This is a genomic window from Psychrobacillus sp. FSL K6-1415 (assembly GCF_038003185.1).
GTDB lineage: Bacteria > Bacillota > Bacilli > Bacillales_A > Planococcaceae > Psychrobacillus > Psychrobacillus psychrodurans.
The window spans coordinates 1,449,618-1,465,205 of record NZ_JBBOOQ010000001.1 but is presented as its reverse complement, the minus strand read 5'-3'; the positions used below and the strand labels follow the sequence as shown (position 1 = coordinate 1,465,205).

Annotated in this window: 18 protein-coding genes; 2 read left to right on the top strand and 16 right to left on the bottom strand. The window is 34.3% G+C overall.

Annotation, left to right across the window (positions count from 1 at the left end; genetic code table 11):
• Positions 1–27 precede the first annotated feature (27 nt).
• The 10 genes from MKY60_RS06800 to MKY60_RS06755 all read right to left on the bottom strand — a co-directional run bounded on the left by MKY60_RS06800 (position 28) and on the right by MKY60_RS06755 (position 10,250).
• Positions 28–1,062: a flavin-containing monooxygenase gene (locus tag MKY60_RS06800; protein WP_340929201.1), complete on the bottom strand. Its 1,035-nt coding sequence runs from the start codon at positions 1,060–1,062 to the stop codon at positions 28–30.
• 54 nt (positions 1,063–1,116) lie between these two features.
• Positions 1,117–1,554, bottom strand: a complete 438-nt coding sequence (locus MKY60_RS06795; RefSeq protein WP_340929199.1) for a disulfide oxidoreductase — start codon at positions 1,552–1,554, stop codon at positions 1,117–1,119.
• Positions 1,547–2,224 (bottom strand): DsbA family protein, encoded by a 678-nt coding sequence (locus MKY60_RS06790; RefSeq protein ID WP_340929196.1) that lies wholly within the window; start codon positions 2,222–2,224, stop codon positions 1,547–1,549. Before MKY60_RS06790 ends, MKY60_RS06795 begins: the two co-directional genes overlap by 8 nt.
• A 27-nt stretch (positions 2,225–2,251) precedes the next feature.
• Positions 2,252–3,349: a copper resistance D family protein gene (locus MKY60_RS06785; protein ID WP_340929194.1), complete on the bottom strand. Its 1,098-nt coding sequence runs from the start codon at positions 3,347–3,349 to the stop codon at positions 2,252–2,254.
• A complete protein-coding gene (locus MKY60_RS06780; protein ID WP_340929192.1) occupies positions 3,349–3,894 on the bottom strand; it encodes a copper resistance CopC family protein in 546 nt (181 codons plus the stop codon). The genes MKY60_RS06785 and MKY60_RS06780 overlap by 1 nt, the downstream gene beginning before the upstream one ends.
• A 150-nt stretch (positions 3,895–4,044) precedes the next feature.
• The gene (locus MKY60_RS06775) at positions 4,045–4,692 is read right to left on the bottom strand and encodes a CadD family cadmium resistance transporter (protein WP_340929190.1); all 648 of its coding nucleotides are present in this window, start codon (positions 4,690–4,692) and stop codon (positions 4,045–4,047) included.
• A 155-nt stretch (positions 4,693–4,847) separates the two neighbouring features.
• Positions 4,848–7,289 (bottom strand): heavy metal translocating P-type ATPase, encoded by a 2,442-nt coding sequence (locus MKY60_RS06770; protein WP_445677984.1) that lies wholly within the window; start codon positions 7,287–7,289, stop codon positions 4,848–4,850.
• Positions 7,255–7,617: an ArsR/SmtB family transcription factor gene (locus MKY60_RS06765; protein WP_340929185.1), complete on the bottom strand. Its 363-nt coding sequence runs from the start codon at positions 7,615–7,617 to the stop codon at positions 7,255–7,257. Before MKY60_RS06765 ends, MKY60_RS06770 begins: the two co-directional genes overlap by 35 nt.
• A 145-nt stretch (positions 7,618–7,762) precedes the next feature.
• The gene (locus MKY60_RS06760) at positions 7,763–8,356 is read right to left on the bottom strand and encodes a class I SAM-dependent methyltransferase (RefSeq protein ID WP_340929184.1); all 594 of its coding nucleotides are present in this window, start codon (positions 8,354–8,356) and stop codon (positions 7,763–7,765) included.
• 1,747 nt (positions 8,357–10,103) lie between these two features.
• Positions 10,104–10,250, bottom strand: coding sequence for a hypothetical protein (locus MKY60_RS06755; protein ID WP_340929182.1), 147 nt, complete (start codon positions 10,248–10,250; stop codon positions 10,104–10,106).
• A 121-nt stretch (positions 10,251–10,371) separates the two neighbouring features.
• Here MKY60_RS06755 and MKY60_RS06750 point away from each other — a divergent pair, with 121 nt between their 5' ends.
• A complete protein-coding gene (locus tag MKY60_RS06750; RefSeq protein ID WP_340879616.1) occupies positions 10,372–10,584 on the top strand; it encodes a hypothetical protein in 213 nt (70 codons plus the stop codon).
• 834 nt (positions 10,585–11,418) lie between these two features.
• Here the strand turns inward: MKY60_RS06750 and MKY60_RS06745 are convergent.
• The 3 genes from MKY60_RS06745 to MKY60_RS06735 all read right to left on the bottom strand — a co-directional run bounded on the left by MKY60_RS06745 (position 11,419) and on the right by MKY60_RS06735 (position 13,541).
• Positions 11,419–11,613, bottom strand: a complete 195-nt coding sequence (locus tag MKY60_RS06745) for a hypothetical protein (RefSeq protein WP_340929179.1) — start codon at positions 11,611–11,613, stop codon at positions 11,419–11,421.
• A 6-nt stretch (positions 11,614–11,619) separates the two neighbouring features.
• Positions 11,620–13,005: an NAD(P)-binding domain-containing protein gene (locus MKY60_RS06740; protein ID WP_340929177.1), complete on the bottom strand. Its 1,386-nt coding sequence runs from the start codon at positions 13,003–13,005 to the stop codon at positions 11,620–11,622.
• Positions 13,006–13,094: 89 nt separating this feature from the next.
• On the bottom strand, positions 13,095–13,541 hold the full coding sequence (locus MKY60_RS06735) for a MarR family winged helix-turn-helix transcriptional regulator (RefSeq protein ID WP_340929175.1): 447 nt from the start codon (positions 13,539–13,541) through the stop codon (positions 13,095–13,097).
• A gap of 114 nt (positions 13,542–13,655) precedes the next feature.
• Between MKY60_RS06735 and MKY60_RS06730 the strand changes: the two genes are divergently transcribed.
• The gene (locus MKY60_RS06730; RefSeq protein ID WP_340931071.1) at positions 13,656–14,156 is read left to right on the top strand and encodes a GNAT family N-acetyltransferase; all 501 of its coding nucleotides are present in this window, start codon (positions 13,656–13,658) and stop codon (positions 14,154–14,156) included.
• 247 nt (positions 14,157–14,403) lie between these two features.
• On the opposite strand, the gene MKY60_RS06725 is transcribed toward MKY60_RS06730, so the two are convergent.
• From MKY60_RS06725 to MKY60_RS06715, 3 genes are all read right to left on the bottom strand, one after another.
• Positions 14,404–14,607: a hypothetical protein gene (locus MKY60_RS06725; protein WP_340929174.1), complete on the bottom strand. Its 204-nt coding sequence runs from the start codon at positions 14,605–14,607 to the stop codon at positions 14,404–14,406.
• Between the two features lie 245 nt (positions 14,608–14,852).
• Positions 14,853–15,128, bottom strand: coding sequence for an iron-sulfur cluster biosynthesis family protein (locus MKY60_RS06720; RefSeq protein ID WP_340929172.1), 276 nt, complete (start codon positions 15,126–15,128; stop codon positions 14,853–14,855).
• Positions 15,129–15,151: 23 nt separating this feature from the next.
• Complete coding sequence (locus MKY60_RS06715) at positions 15,152–15,580, bottom strand: protein-tyrosine phosphatase family protein (RefSeq protein ID WP_340929170.1); 429 nt, start codon at positions 15,578–15,580, stop codon at positions 15,152–15,154.
• Between the last annotated feature and the right edge of the window lie 8 nt (positions 15,581–15,588).

Genomic DNA, 15,588 nt, shown 5'->3' with positions numbered 1-15,588 from the left:
TTAACAAATCGGCAACTATAAACTATATCAACTGTTCATATGGTTCATAATATACTTTGCATCCTCGCCAACGCCTTGTAAGAGGGAAGAACCTCTTTTATACTGCCAGGGAAGACCCAAGAAATACAAACCTCTAATTGCCGTCAAACCTCTTTGATGTTTAATCATCTCTTTTTTATTGTATATATTATCAATGTCTAACCAGGAATACTTTTGTTTGAAACCAGTAGCCCAAATGATATTGTCTACTCGAAGTTTAGTGTTGTCCTTAAAAATTACATCGTTTTTTTCTATATTTATGACTTTTTCCTTTAAAGTAACTTCTGATTCTTTTATTGCTTTTTTTAGTTCGTATCCAAATATAGGATCCCCGTTTTGTTGAATTTTTTTTCCTATGGTTGATGTATTTGTTGCTTTTAATATTCCAAGTTTATCAAACCACCAGAAAATACTTTTCGCTCCCATTTTTAAAGGAAGGAATCGTAATTTTTGACTTACAGACAAGTACGTATTTTTTGTACCAGAAAGTTCGACAGCAATTTGTGCGCCACTGTTTCCACCACCTACTACTAATGCATTTCCTGGTTTTAGTTGTGACGGATTTTTATACTCTGATGAATGAAGTTGAATAACGTCACAGCTTAACTTTTCCGCAAAATGCGGAATATATTTATGATGGAATGGTCCTGTTGCTATTATGATATTCCTCGCTGTTAAAATTCCCTTATTGGTTTCAACAGAAAAAACATCCTCTTTATGAGCTACCTTTAATACTTCTGTTTCTAATTGGATTGGCAACTTAAATTTAGCTGCATAAGTTTCTAGGTAAAGTGCGATTTCCTCTTTGGTTGGAAGGCCCTGCGCATCTCCTACAAGTGTAAGTCCTGGTAATGAGCTATACATTCTAGAAGTGAACAGGGTGAGTGAATCATATCTACTTCTCCACACTTGCCCTATATCGTTTCCTTTATCTAAGATCAGAAAGTTATTGTTGCTTTGTGTTAAATAGTAACCCATCGCTAACCCTGCTTGTCCCGCACCTATAACTATTGTGTGATACATTACAAGAATCCCCCTAGTTTATAAGGTTTGTTTGAAAAAATTTCATACTAGTAATTATTTTGATTTTTTTAAGAACAAGTAAGTCATGCTAATACTTATTAAAGTAAAAGCAGTTAAAGCTAAGAAAGGTATTGTTACAAAACCGAACCAGTTGATATATTCCGCGCTGCAAGGGACTCCACTTACGCAAGGTCTTATTCCACCGAACCCTGGAACCTTTTGCTCAAGGTAATGGAATAAAGAGATCAAACCCCCAACTATAGACAGAGGTAATACAAATTTCTTCACGGAAATATCACTTTGAAAAGTTCCGATACCTAAAATAACGACTAGTGGGTACATGAAAATTCTTTGGAACCAACAAAGATCACAAGGTATAAAACCTTTTATTTCACTAAAATAAAGACTTCCTAACGTAGCTACAACAGATACGAGCCACGCAAAGTATAGTACCCAGACTTTTTTTTCAATTTTGTTAGGGGATTTACTCATTTTTAGAAGCCTCAAGCTCACGATCAATAACTTCTTTTATCGCTTCATAATCGAATGGATCCTCCATTGTAATTCCATTGATGTTAATAGTAGGCGTTTGAGAAACGTTATGTTTGGTGAACAAGTCTTTATCAATATTCACTTGTTCTGCAGTTAACTCTTGTTCAACATCTTGTTTCAATTGCTCTTGATTGATGGAAGGTGTTGCTTTTGCAATTTCTAGCACTTTTTCAGTTGTAATCCATGACGCATCATGATTTTCTGTTGGTTGAGCATCGAACAAGGATTTGTGGAAATCCCAGTAAACATCTGGGTCCTGTTTATATACTGATTCAGCTGCCATAGACCCTAATACAGACTCTTTTCCATGGAACAAGACATTCACATAAGAAAATTTAACATCTCCTGAAAAAATGTAATCTTGGACTAGCTGAGGATAAACCGTTTCTCCCCACGCTTTACATGAAGGACATTTAAAATCCCCGAATTCAACAACGGTCACTGGTGCATTTTCTTGTCCAAGTATCGGTTGTCCAGTTAAATCAACTTCTTCTCTTTGTACTTCTGACTCATCCGGTGTTTGATTGCTGATGAATATTGTGATGATTGCTAGTAAGGCAATTGCAACAATAGTTAAAATTACTGTAAATTTCATATTTGATTTATTCATAATTAACACTTCCTTTTTGATTTATTGTTAAAAGCCCACACTATCCATAAGCCCTAAGTATAGAGATACTATACATAAGACACTCATTATAAATGCCACTACAGAAGGTGCTTTCTTAACGAACACGGTAACTGTAAGTATTAAAAAAACAAGAGTTAGTATAAAAAATAATGATCCAATTAAGTTGATATCAAAGCTAGCATTGATTGGTTTAGTAATAACTCCGTTATGCAAAGCTCCAAAAATGCTTGATAAACCACCACCAGATACGGTTGATTCAACACTATGGGGTGGTTCCTGCTGACCTAGAACGGCGGTTGCTGCGAATATTAATAAAAGTAATCCACTTTCAGCTTTAACCCAAGGAAGAGGATTTATTTTAGGATCCAATCTAATTCTTTTTCTCATCCAAACTCCGTTAATAAAGGCAAAAACGATTATAGGAATAATTATTAAGTGTTTGATGAGTAATGCTTGTCCATAAGGTAAGAGCCATGAATTTGCATACTCATTAAAATCTTGAACCAAAGTCATTAGGAATAGTCCAGTACCCGTTATGACCACTAAACACATGATAGCAACTGGTGTAAACCAGTTCAAAAACGCTGTCCAGTTAAGATGGTTTTTAGAGAACCAACTGACAACAAATAATATTCCAAGCCAAATGGTCACTGCCAGAAAATGAATGGTATGTGCGATAAACCCACTCCACTCTGTTAAGGATGCAGAATGACTTGCCCAGCCCAGTGATAAAATTAGGCCTAGTGTAAACGAAATAGATACTAGAATGTGCTTTTTATTATTAAATACTGAAAATATGGATACATATAGGTAAAAAATAAAAGCAAGGAAAAGCGTAAATGTCCATGCCTGACCTACTTCGAAACCGGCGATAACATTTTGGATAGTTAAACTTAATCCAATATCCTCATATAGAAAAAGGACAAGTCGTATAATGGGAAAAAGCGATAAAACTACAATTCCAAGTATAGAAAATTGTAACCACCTCTTACTGACTCTTATGGAAGGTTTATTATTTATAGGTATCAAAGCGATAATGAAGGATCCCATTAAAAGAGAAAAACATAGATATAAAAGCGTTTCCGAAAAGTAAATCCAAAGCATTAATTTTTCCCTCTCTTTAATAACCAAAAAGTTGTTCCTAATGCAATTACCATTAATAACACAACACTAATGATCATAATGGCGTTCGAATTGGAAGTTTGATTTTGATAAATAATGTCTTGATTAGAGCTACCAGTACTTTTATTCTTTTCAGTTACAACAGGGGGTTCGGAAAGTCCCGGACCACTCTCTGTTGAAGTAACTACACTAAATGAATACGATTTTTTAATTGGATGTCCATCTTCTCCAATAATTTTCCATGTAACTATGTACGTCCCTTCTTGCAGGGGAGAACTCAAGGTTCCAATCATTTCTTTCTCTTTGACAATGTGTTCAGCTAATGATATTTCCTGGCCACTTTCTCTAGTAATTTTAAATGTACTGGTGTCTTCAATAGTTGTATTAAAAGTAAGAGACAAGGTTGATATATTTTCTGTAATAACTTCTCCATCTTGAGGAACAGAACTCTCAAGACCGGTATGTGCTGAAGCTGATGGTGTGAATGTGAATAATAGTAGTAAGAGTAAAATACATATCTTTTTCATTGCTGTTCCTCCTGAAATTGTTCCCCTTAAATTATAGCAGTAATAACATTTCATTCAAACATTCATTTGACTATAATATTGACGAAATATTGTCTGTATTTATTCCACTACCCTGGGAAGTCAAAAAGGTTTTTAGATAGATTAACAATCTTAATTAAACAGGTTCCAAAGTGTAGTTAGTGTTTCATTCTCTAACATGATATATATACCTAGACCAATAAAGACAAGAGGGATAATCCATCTCCCATACTTCTCTAATGTCTCAGATACATATTTGAACGCAGCCAATCTATATCCAATAAAGCACCAGATAGCCACCATTACTAAAAAGACAATAACCGTGCTTATCAGTTCGCTTGTATTTAGAGTAGAAAAGTAAGGCACATAAATTCCAATATTGTCTCCACCATTAGCAAATGTAATAAAAGCTACACTCAGAAAGATTTTATTAAATCTACCTGAGTTTAAACTAGAGATGATAGACCCTTCATCTTCATCTTCTCCTTTGATAAATAACTTAACTCCTAAATAGATTGGTATTAGCCCCAGAATTCCGACCCATTTCTCTGGAATTAATGTAACACCAAAAGTTCCCAAAAGACTAATTGCTACTAACAGAATAAAGCCTACATATTGTCCAATAACTATATCCTTCGGAAAGATTGAATTCTCTATAATACTGTCTTTATTCTTTTTACCTTGCGTCTTTGCTTGGGAGAAAAGTAGCATTAACACAAAAATATCATCAATATTTGTTACGATAAACGCTCCAATCGCTGAAATTATAATTATAGCCATTTGTTACATCTCCTTTGGTTAATTTGAATGTTAATATGTATCTGTAAAAGCAAACCGAGGAAAGAATTATCTCGTTTGATTAAGGAAGAAAATTATTTTGAAATCCTTCAAGTATAAAAACAGGGCTTTCCTATTCATAAGGAAAGCCCTTCCTTTTATTCTTTCACTCGCATCAAACGTAAACTATTTAATGCAACTAGGATTGTTGCCCCCATATCAGAAAGTATTGCTATCCAAAGTGTTAACCAACCCGGAATAACCAAGAGTAAGGCAATAACCTTAATCGCAATAGCAAAGAAAATGTTAGCTTTAATAATATTTAGTGTTTTACGGCTAAGTTTCACCGTAAAAGGAAGCTTTCTTAAATCATCACCCATAAGTGCTACATCAGCTGTTTCCAATGCTGTATCTGTACCAGCACCACCCATTGCAATCCCAACAGTGGATGCAGCTAGTGCCGGAGCATCATTAACACCATCACCTATCATTGCTACGTTGCCATATTCGGATCTCAATTGTTTTATATAATCCAACTTATCCTGTGGCATTAACTCTGCTTGAATTTCAGATACTCCAACATGACTGCCGATTGCATTCGCAGTACCTTTGTTATCACCTGTAAGCATAATTGTTTTTTTGATTCCAAGTTGATGTAACTTTTGAATCACCTCTTTACTTGATTCACGAACTTCATCTGCAACTGCAATGATTCCAAGAATCTCTTTCTCTGTTCCAATTACCATAGCTGTTTTGCCTTGATTTTGGAGTATTGTAACGGTTTCCTCTAAGTTCTTATCAAATTTTGAAATAGTTAATTCCTTAAAAAGTTTTGGGCTTCCAATATAATAGGAAGTTCCATTGACTTTACCCGTGATCCCTTTGCCAGTAATGGAAGAGAAGTCCTCTACCACGACATTGGAATAGGTGATATTAACCTCTTCTGCTTTTTTCATTATCGCTGATGCAAGGGGGTGTTGTGAGCGATATTCTAATGCCGTAACAATCGATAGTAATTCTTTTTCATCTGTTTTATTATTTAATACATTAAAATCTGTAACAACTGGAACACCTTTTGTTAATGTACCCGTTTTATCAAATGCAATAGCTTTTAACGCACCCATTTCTTCTAGATAAATACCACCTTTAATAAGCACCCCTTTTTTGGCTGCATTCCCTATGGCAGAAACAATCGAAATAGGAGTGGAAATTACTAATGCACAAGGACAACCAACAACAAGAACAGATAAACCTTGATAAACCCAAGTTTCCCAACCACCATCAAAGAATAATGGAGGTACTACAGCAACTAGGGCTGCAATTACCATAATAATTGGTGTATAATATTTGGCAAATTTATCAACAAAAGCTTGAGCTGGCGCACGTTCACCCTGCGCTTCTTCTACAAGGTGAATAATTTTAGATATCGTTGTGTCTTCTACAAGTTTGGTAATCTTGACCTCAAGTAAGCCCTCTTCATTTAATGTCCCTGCAAATACTTCATCATCGATAGTCTTGGCTACAGGGACTGATTCTCCTGTGATAGCTGCTTGATTTACGGCTGAATAACCAGAAACAACCATTCCATCCATTGCAATCTTTTGTCCGGGTTTGACAATCATAATGTCACCAATTGCAATGTCTTCAACATGAATCATTATTTCTTGGCCATTTCTTCTTACAAGTGCTTCTTTTGGAGCAATATCCATCAACGAACGGATAGATTGTCTTGCTTTATCCATCGAGTAACGTTCAAGTGCTTCACTAATGGCAAAGAGAATTACAACTACAGATGCTTCAGCCCACTCGCCTATTATTGCTGCACCAATAACCGCCACAGTCATCAAAGTCTTCATATCGAAGTCAAAGCGAGTTAAATTTTGGAAACCTACCTTGAATAAAGAGAAACCACCAATCACAATGGAAGCAACAAATAATAAGGAAGTGATGAGGTTATCCTCACCATTTACGAATTGAGACAGATATCCAAATACGATGAATAGTACAGCGTACAACAAAGTGCTATGCCTTTTGTAGAATGGAACTTTCTTTTCTGTCGGTGCTTTACCCTTTTCAGAAGTTGTAGATGCGTAACTAGGTGTATTTACAGATACTTTTAGGTTTTCAAAAGCACCAGCCTTTTCTAATTCTTCAATTGAAGCCTCTCCAGTGACAGAGATTTTAGATGCTCCAAAATTTACTTTTGCGTCTTGAACACCAGGTATTTCTTTTACATTACGTTCAAATTTTCCTGCACAGTTTGCACATGAAAAACCTTCTACTCGATAAACAGTATCTCCATTAGTTGGCATAGGTATTGTTGACAATTGCTGTTGACGTTTTGGTTTTTCAGAGGCTACTTTTAGATTTTCAAAAGCACCAGCCTTTTCAAGTTCCTCAACAGTTACTTCTCCGTAAACAGAGATTTTAGATGCACCGAAGTTTACTTTTGCATCTTGAACTCCAGGAAGTTCCTTAACGTTTCTTTCAAACTTTCCTGCGCAGTTTGCACATGAAAAACCCTCAACACGATAAACACTTTTTTCTTCCAAAGTTTTTGTATTTTCACTCAACTCCAACAACCTCCCTCTGATGTTCATACGCTAATTTTATTAGTTGCTTTACATGTTCATCATCCAATGAATAAAACACTAGCTTTCCTTCTTTACGATATTTTGCTAAACCAAGATTTTTTAATAATCTTAAATGATGCGATGCTGTTGCAGTGGTAGATCCAACAATATTTGCCACATCACACACACATAGTTCTTCTAAGGACAAAGCATATGCAATTTTAATCCTAGTATCATCTGATAATGCCTTAAAAATCCTGGCTACTTCCAAATGGTTTTGACCTGAAAGCTGTTTTTGGACACTATTCACTTTTCCTTCATCTATACAAGTTACTTCACATACGTCTTTACTCAAATTCATTCTCCCCTTATATTCAAATGTTTATTTGATTGTTATATATATTATATTCACCTTTATTCAAACGATCAAACGTTTATTTGAGTGATAAATAAAAAATTTTCTATTTCTATTCCATGAATAGTTGTTTATAATATTTACTTTAACTTTTAATGCAAAGGAAAGATCTTACTCCATTAGAAATAATCCTTTTTTGCTCTAAAATATTGAACCCTGTTTCCTCAAGATGATTAGTAAACTCTTCCCAAGTAAAATAGGCTTCTGGGGGATGATCTAATTTCATATAAGTTACAAAGAATTGAGATGCATCCTTATTTAAATCTTCTATCAATAGTACTCCACCAGGCTTTAATACACGATAGAGTTCTCTAATAGCATCTTTCCATTTAGGAATATGATGTAGAATCCCAAAGACAAAAACAGCGTCAAACTTTTTAGAATCAAATGGCATTTCTAATACATTACCAACAAAAAAATCCAATTCAGAATTTTTTATTTTTGCCTTTTCAATTTGCGAGGGCATTAAATCAAATCCTACTAGCTCAGCTGGTGAAAATTCTTGTATTAACTTTGTACTATATCCTGAACCGCAACCAGCATCTAATACCACTTTTCCTTCTAAAGAAAAATTATGCTTATCTAAAAACTCTTTAAAGGTTTTAAATTCAACATTCCTTTGTAACCAATATCTCAAAGGATTATTCATCAAATAAAACTCTAACTTATTTAATTCCATAAATCACCACTCCACTTCCGCATGATTTTGAACTCAAACCAGTTTTCTTCATCAACACAGGTAACTTCACATACATCCTTATTAATAATAATTCTCCATTATATTCAAATGGTAGTTTGATTGTTGTATAAATTATATTATACATTTTTATTTTAACGGTCAAACGTTTATTTGAATGAATAATAAAAAAACACAATTCCATTTCATTCAAACGTTTATTTGATTGTTATATTTATTATATTCACCTTTATTCAAATGGTCAAACATTCATTTGAATGTTTGCTAAAAAAATTTCCTATTCTTTAATTTGATAGTTTTTTTAGGATTATTATTCTACGAAAACACCAAGAAAATTATAAAAGCCAAAAATAGAAACCAATACAACTAAAGCTGATAATAGCTATTAAAAGCACTTGTGAAGTATCTTTAATAGCTCCCAATATTACTTCCTTCACTATAACCATATAAATTGTACCTATAGCCAGACTTATCGAAAACGACCAAACAAGAGGATGACCAATGTCTAATGTACTGCCGAAGTAAGCTCCTATACCCACAGGGGCTGTAACCCACAAACACTGTAAATAAAATCAATTTTTTTCTGAAAACCTTTAATACCCCAAGCTATACCCCCTCCTATACTAAATCCAATTGCAGTATACAAATAGCCCATGACCCATATATAAGACACTAAACCACCCTTATGAGTTTTTCTTTGTTTTAATTTTATATGGGTTTCAAAATGCATTTATGAAAGGACTGATTAATAAATATTAATATTAGTCAACAAAAAAAGAACCAGAAATAGGTCCTTTTTGTAATATTCATATTAAACTAGTCGAGTAGAAGGGAACCTCTCTACCTTACGGTATATTGTGTTCCACCCCCCTCACAGAACCGTGCTTGCGCTATTTACGCACACGGCTCCTCCAAATTATCCTTCACAAAATGGTGATTCTGCTATCCTCAATAGTTTAGTTTACATTTATTATTTTTTTCTACCGCTGTGTGTAGTAAATGTGTCCCTAGTGAGAGTGATCATTTGGTAGCAGCCTTTCCTCCATCGGCATTACCCAACTTCATTGGTACTACGCTGCTATCCGACTCCCTACACGGCATTTGGTTTCCTCGCTTATTATCGCTTGTACACCATACTCTTCTATAAGAAGAAAAGACCGGTAGGGCCTCCCGAGTTGCCGTATCATATCGATGTGTGACGTGCCAAGGTCTCTGACTCCAGAGAGGTTTTATCCTTCTTGCCTTTAACGATGGATAAAATATAGCTTTCTGCTGTGCTTAAGGCATCAGCCCTCTCGATTTACTAACATTATGGAGCTCAATCCCTTCAACCAGTTGGCTTTCGGCCCGCCACCTAACTGTCTACGCTTAAAGGCGAATGTTACCATTAGCCCTCCAAGACTCGCTACGAGTGAATGGCTAGTTCTTTCTCGACGGGAATCCCACCCGCTATATGATACGACCTAGGCTCGGCCGCACAAGCACACGTTAGTTGAAGAAAGAAGTAGTAATCTCGCTATTTAAATTGATTAAAGTTCGTTTCATTTGGCATTACCGATTTAATGAATGCTATATCTTTTTCTTTAATATTGGGTGCAAAAAATTCCATACCCCAATGTTCGGAATTAAAAATACTGTTGGCATTTTTACTCAAAAAAATTGAAAGCCATTTTATCTTCCCCTCTATATCTACATTGTTAGATAATAAATGATTTACAACATCTAGTGCTTAATTTCCCTTGAAAATAGTGAGATTGTTTTCCACAATTGTTTCAAATGAGCCTTTAAGCATAGATTTTGTTTCCTCGTCAACCACTTCCTCTTCATTCCAACAATGGATTTCTATAGTATCCGATTGTGATAAAAAATATTTCATCAAAGGAACCCAGTAATCAATTTTTTCATATTCATAACGTTCTCCAAATATCGACTTTGCTTATGTTCCCATTTTAATTACCTTTTGTTATAAAATATAAGAAAATGAGATGGAATAGGCGGTGAATATCGTAGTAAACAATAGTGAAAAATCTAGAGGAAGAAAATTTGAGTGGATTGATAAATGGGTGAAGATGACTGGTGAACGAGCTAAAATAGATGCCAAGGCAAATAACACATATATTATTTATAATACTAAAAATGGATGGGTAAGAGAATATCCAGATGGAACCATTGTTCCGAATGACCAAGAACTTAAAGGTGAAAATAAATGAAAGAACAAGTGATTATCTAGTGCAATAATATTGCTTGTCGGACCTTTGTGAGCAGGATATCCACCACATTCTATCACAGTTAAATTTCTTTTAAATTATTCCGATTTTGATTTGTACTTTTCCAAATTTACTTTTGTCATCTAATTCATAAACCTCATAAAAAAATCAATAAAAATACGGAATTATAGATACGATTAATAGTATCTACTAATGGTTACCAGTAATATTTTTCAGATTTTTAATATTTTGTTCAGTTAGTTACCTATATTGGATACCACAATGAACCATTGATATGACTACTACATCTTAGTAATGTATCTTTAAATTTATATTGGTTGCTTATAATAGATACTAATATCAATCCTATACGCGTTTAACTATTGCGTTTTTAGTAGGTGTTTCTCTAAAAATTGCATCTTATTATATCGGAAAAAAATCTCATTATTTTTAGTTTGAAATTTTAAACTTATGTCAGATCTAACTACATTCATACTTATCCCTCACTTAAATTTATGTTTAAACAATAGAAAATTTTTATTTATATAAATAGTATCACAAAATAATTAATGACAAATCCTTTTTACTTTGACATATCTACTAATACTTTTTCTAGATACAAATTATTTTATTTATTGAACTCGTAGGTTCATACCCATAGCTATAAAAAGATAGTTAATTTATGTAGAATATAAAATGGTCCGCTAGAGTTAGCCGAGAACAATATTCTCGAATATCTAAACACAAACAACACCGTTCTACATGATTATGAGCGGTGTTGTTACTATCACATGAATTAAGTGGCCAATTAATCTTTACAATAGCTGAGAACTCTTTCTACTTTAATATTTCTATTGCCTGCAAAAAATTGCAGTAACTGTCTTTTCCGTAAACATCATTATTATTTTTAAAAAAGTAGTTAACCATATAGTTTTGTGCTTGTTCTAGAGAGAAAGATCTGGCTTCTCTGACCAGTTTTAGGTAGGAAATAAAGTATTCTTTAGATAAATTAGCACCATTATTTACAATCACTTAGCTTCACCTCTGACATTTAGATACTTCCGTTCCACAACATGATTGTGTAGAGTTTTGTGGTGTCAATATAACACTACATACACCAGTTTCAGGTAGATCAAGTTCTACCTTTCTTGCTGACTCGTAATCACCCGTCAGATGAGCAATAATAGATCTAATCTGTTCATAACCCGTGGCCATTAAGAACGTTGGAGATCGACCATAACTTTTCATCCCAGCTATATAAAAATCTTTTTCGGGCTGTCTTAATACCTCTTCCCCATGAGGTCGAACAGTACCGCAACTGTGTAGGTTTGGATCAATTAATGGAGAAAGAGCTTCCACACTTTCTGTAGCAGTATCTATACTTAGTCTGATCTCTCTAATAAATGAGAAGTCTGGACGGCTGCCTGTATTCGCAATGACTTCATCAATGTGAGAAAGTGTTACTTCCCTGCCTTTTGATTCCCCGGTAATTCCGATTCCATCGTTTGTGTTAGTTAATTGATGAATAAGAAAAGGAGTATAGACTTTTACTTGACCAGCATCAACTAATTGATGTATACGACTTCCCAACTCCCCCCTTGCTTGAAGAGCGTCTTTATCTTCTCCACCGTAAGCATCTTCTACGCTTTTCTTTCGCATTATCCATATAATTTCTACTTCATCATTTAACTGTGATAATTCTAAAATTGTGTTAATCGCAGAATGACCGCCACCTACAACAGCAACTCGTTTGCCTTTGTATCTTTCTTTATGCTCCCCCTTAATATCAGGTATGCCGTAATAAATGTGCTGTTTTAATTCTCTTTCTTCACTAGTCCAAATACTATCTGCATTTATTGGATTTGGTTGTGACCAAGTTCCTGTAGCATCTATAACTGCTCTTGCTTCTATTCTTTTAGACATACCATTTTGTTCAAGGTAAATAACAAAGGAGGATTTTTCACGATTAGCAGTCTTCATTTTATCAAACCCTTTTTTACTAATCGAAACAACTTTTGTATTCAGTAATAGATAAGGTTCTATTTCAGGCAAATTTGCTAAAGGCTTTAAATACTCGTTAACTAATTCACCTCCTAATGGAAGGTGATCTAAAATAGGTGCATTCCATCCGTGATTTTCTAGAGTTTTTTTTGCAATCTTATCGATATTGTATTGCCACGGTGAGAATAACCGCACATGTCCCCAGCTTAGAATATTACTCCCAACACTATCACCTGACTCTATTAGTATAAAACGTTCCCTTTTATCGGCTAGATGGGCAGCCGCTGCTAAGCCTACAGGACCAGCACCTATAACCACTATTGGTAATTCCTTGTGTGTAGAAGTTGTAATATCTACATTAATTTTTGCAGCAGGGTCGCAGCATCCACCAGTGTTTACTTGTCTTAGTTCAATATTATTCATCCTCTTACCTCCATAGTATTTTATTTAAACTTCCTTATTAATTGCATTTTGCAAGTAATGTATATTTTTTTAAACAAGATTTAACTTGCTTAAAGTAAAGGTGTACAGCAAACGCTGGATTTGGACATGGCTTGATTAAGTAATTTGATAGAACGAATAACTGTTTCTTTCTCAAATTCGTTCATATGAGAGAATACTTCCTCTAAGTAAGCATTCATCGATTCGTCAATAGTTGTTGCGACAAACTTACCTTGCACTGTAAGGGAAAGAATATATACCCTTTTGTCTGCTGAGGAAGGTGTTTTCTTTACTAATTCCATTTTAATGAGTGTCTGGATTTGACGGCTAAAAGTCGTTATATCCATTGCTATCGCTTCTGCAATTTGTTGCATGGATGGTGTCGTTTGTTTATCTATTTCATAAAGAATATGACTTTGTACCGATGAAATATCCACGGTTCCAACTGAACAACAATTTTTATTAAGAAGTCCAAACCTACGAGTAAGTACTTGAAATAGTTCGCGTTTGTTTTCCATGATTTCACCTCTTATATAATATATACACCAATTACTTGCAATATGCAACAATTAACTTTAAAATTTCATTAAATACTTTTTATTTTTTACATGGAGGAATCAAACGTGAATTTAATGATTAGAAATGCTAAAAAAGGTGATTGGGATGAAATTAAATATATTTATGAAGCAGGGATTTCCACGGGTATTGCTACATTTGAAACTCAAGCAGCCTCCACATATGAACAATGGATTTTAAAAGCCCATTCTAAATGTACTCTAATTGCACATGACGAAAATAAAATATTAGGTTGGTGCAAAATTACACCGATATCAGAACGTTTGGCTTATACAGGTGTTGGTGAAGTTAGTATCTATGTCCATCCCAAAGCACAAGGGAACGGAGTCGGCAATATACTCTTAAAAAGTTTGATTACTATATCGGAAGTGCAAGGATTTTGGACTTTACAGGCTTCAATTTTTTCTGAAAATAATAGTAGTATTTATTTGCACAAGAAAAATGGTTTTAGAGTAGTAGGGTTTAGAGAAAAAATAGGGAAATTAAATGGGAAATGGATAGATAATGTTTTATTAGAGAGAAGAAGTAATATTATCGGATTAGAAGAAGATTTTTAAATTGTCTTCTCCACCCCAATAAATTTGTAAAGAACTACAATATAAGAATCCATCTCGATATCTTAAATGGATTCTTATTGTGTGTTTCATAAGAAAACAAGTACTTAAACACCTATACAACCTGTTTTGATGTTTTTTATGTTTGCCAAAATTGGCAACATGCCTTTCACATTCAATGTTCAAGATAATGCAATATTTTTTTCACAACATAATGCGAGTCAGCCCCTACCCCTCTTAGGTTGTTCTTTCATATATCTTCACCTTTAAGTCTTCGGTCATGCGGAACAATGGTCCCGTCTGGATACTCCCTTACCGTTCCATTTTCGGTTTTATAAATAATATATGTGTTATTTGCCTTGGCATCTATTTTAGCTCGTTCACCAGTCATCTTCACCCATTTATCAATCCACTCAAATTTTCTTCCTCTAGGTTTTTCACTATGATCTCCCACGATATTCACCGCCTATTCCATCTCATTTTCTTATATTTTATAACAAAATCTAATTTAAATTGGAAATTAGCAAAACTAAAATAGACATGAAAAATAGCCCCCCTTTTGATCATCCTTTGTTCAAAATAGGAGCTATAATTTTTTATTATAATTAGCATTTGTTGTTGTGTTAATCAATCTTTATTTCCAAACCAACGGCATTCCTATCTTATTATTTAGCTTGAAACACCGTTAGTTAATTCTCATTAACAGCAGCTACTACCACCTATAAGAACCAGTCCAGCACCTTCGTTATTTTCTTCGATATCAAGAGTCAGACCCTCTGTAGAAGTAACCTGCGAATCAATTGCTAACTTAATGCCATTGATAGTTTGAATAGTATCCGATTCTAGTGGTGAATCTAAAGACAATGCAAATTGAGGTCCGCAGCAACCAGCATTAGTAAAAAGGCGAATTCCCTCAACACCTTTTTCACTTATAACGTTTTCTAGTAGTTTTTTCGCTCCATCAGTAATATTCATTTAATTATTCCTCCTAAAATTTTTTATGCATTGGGAAAGATTCTTTTCAAAGCTTCTTTCATTTCTGGTTTTACACTAATTTTCGGTCGTACTGTTTTAGCAATTTTTTCTGCTTCTTCAATTGTGTTTGCTTTTCCTAATGTAAGTAACGTTCCAATCGCCACTGTTCCGGTACGGTTACTTCCACCCTGGCAGTGAAAGTAAATATTTTTCCCTTTATTATATGCATCTACTACCTGTTCAATTGAGTTCTTTATAGAAGTGTCTTGCTGGTCTGCATCATCAATGATTGGACAGTGTACACTAATCTCATTAAAGCTTACGTTTGGCGATTCCGCTCTTAAATCAAATACTGTATCTACTTTTTCATTTCCGAGTACATTAACTACATCATCGGCACCGCCAAGATAAATGCGGTCTTTAATCAATTCTTGATAATTCTTTTTTGTCATTACATACA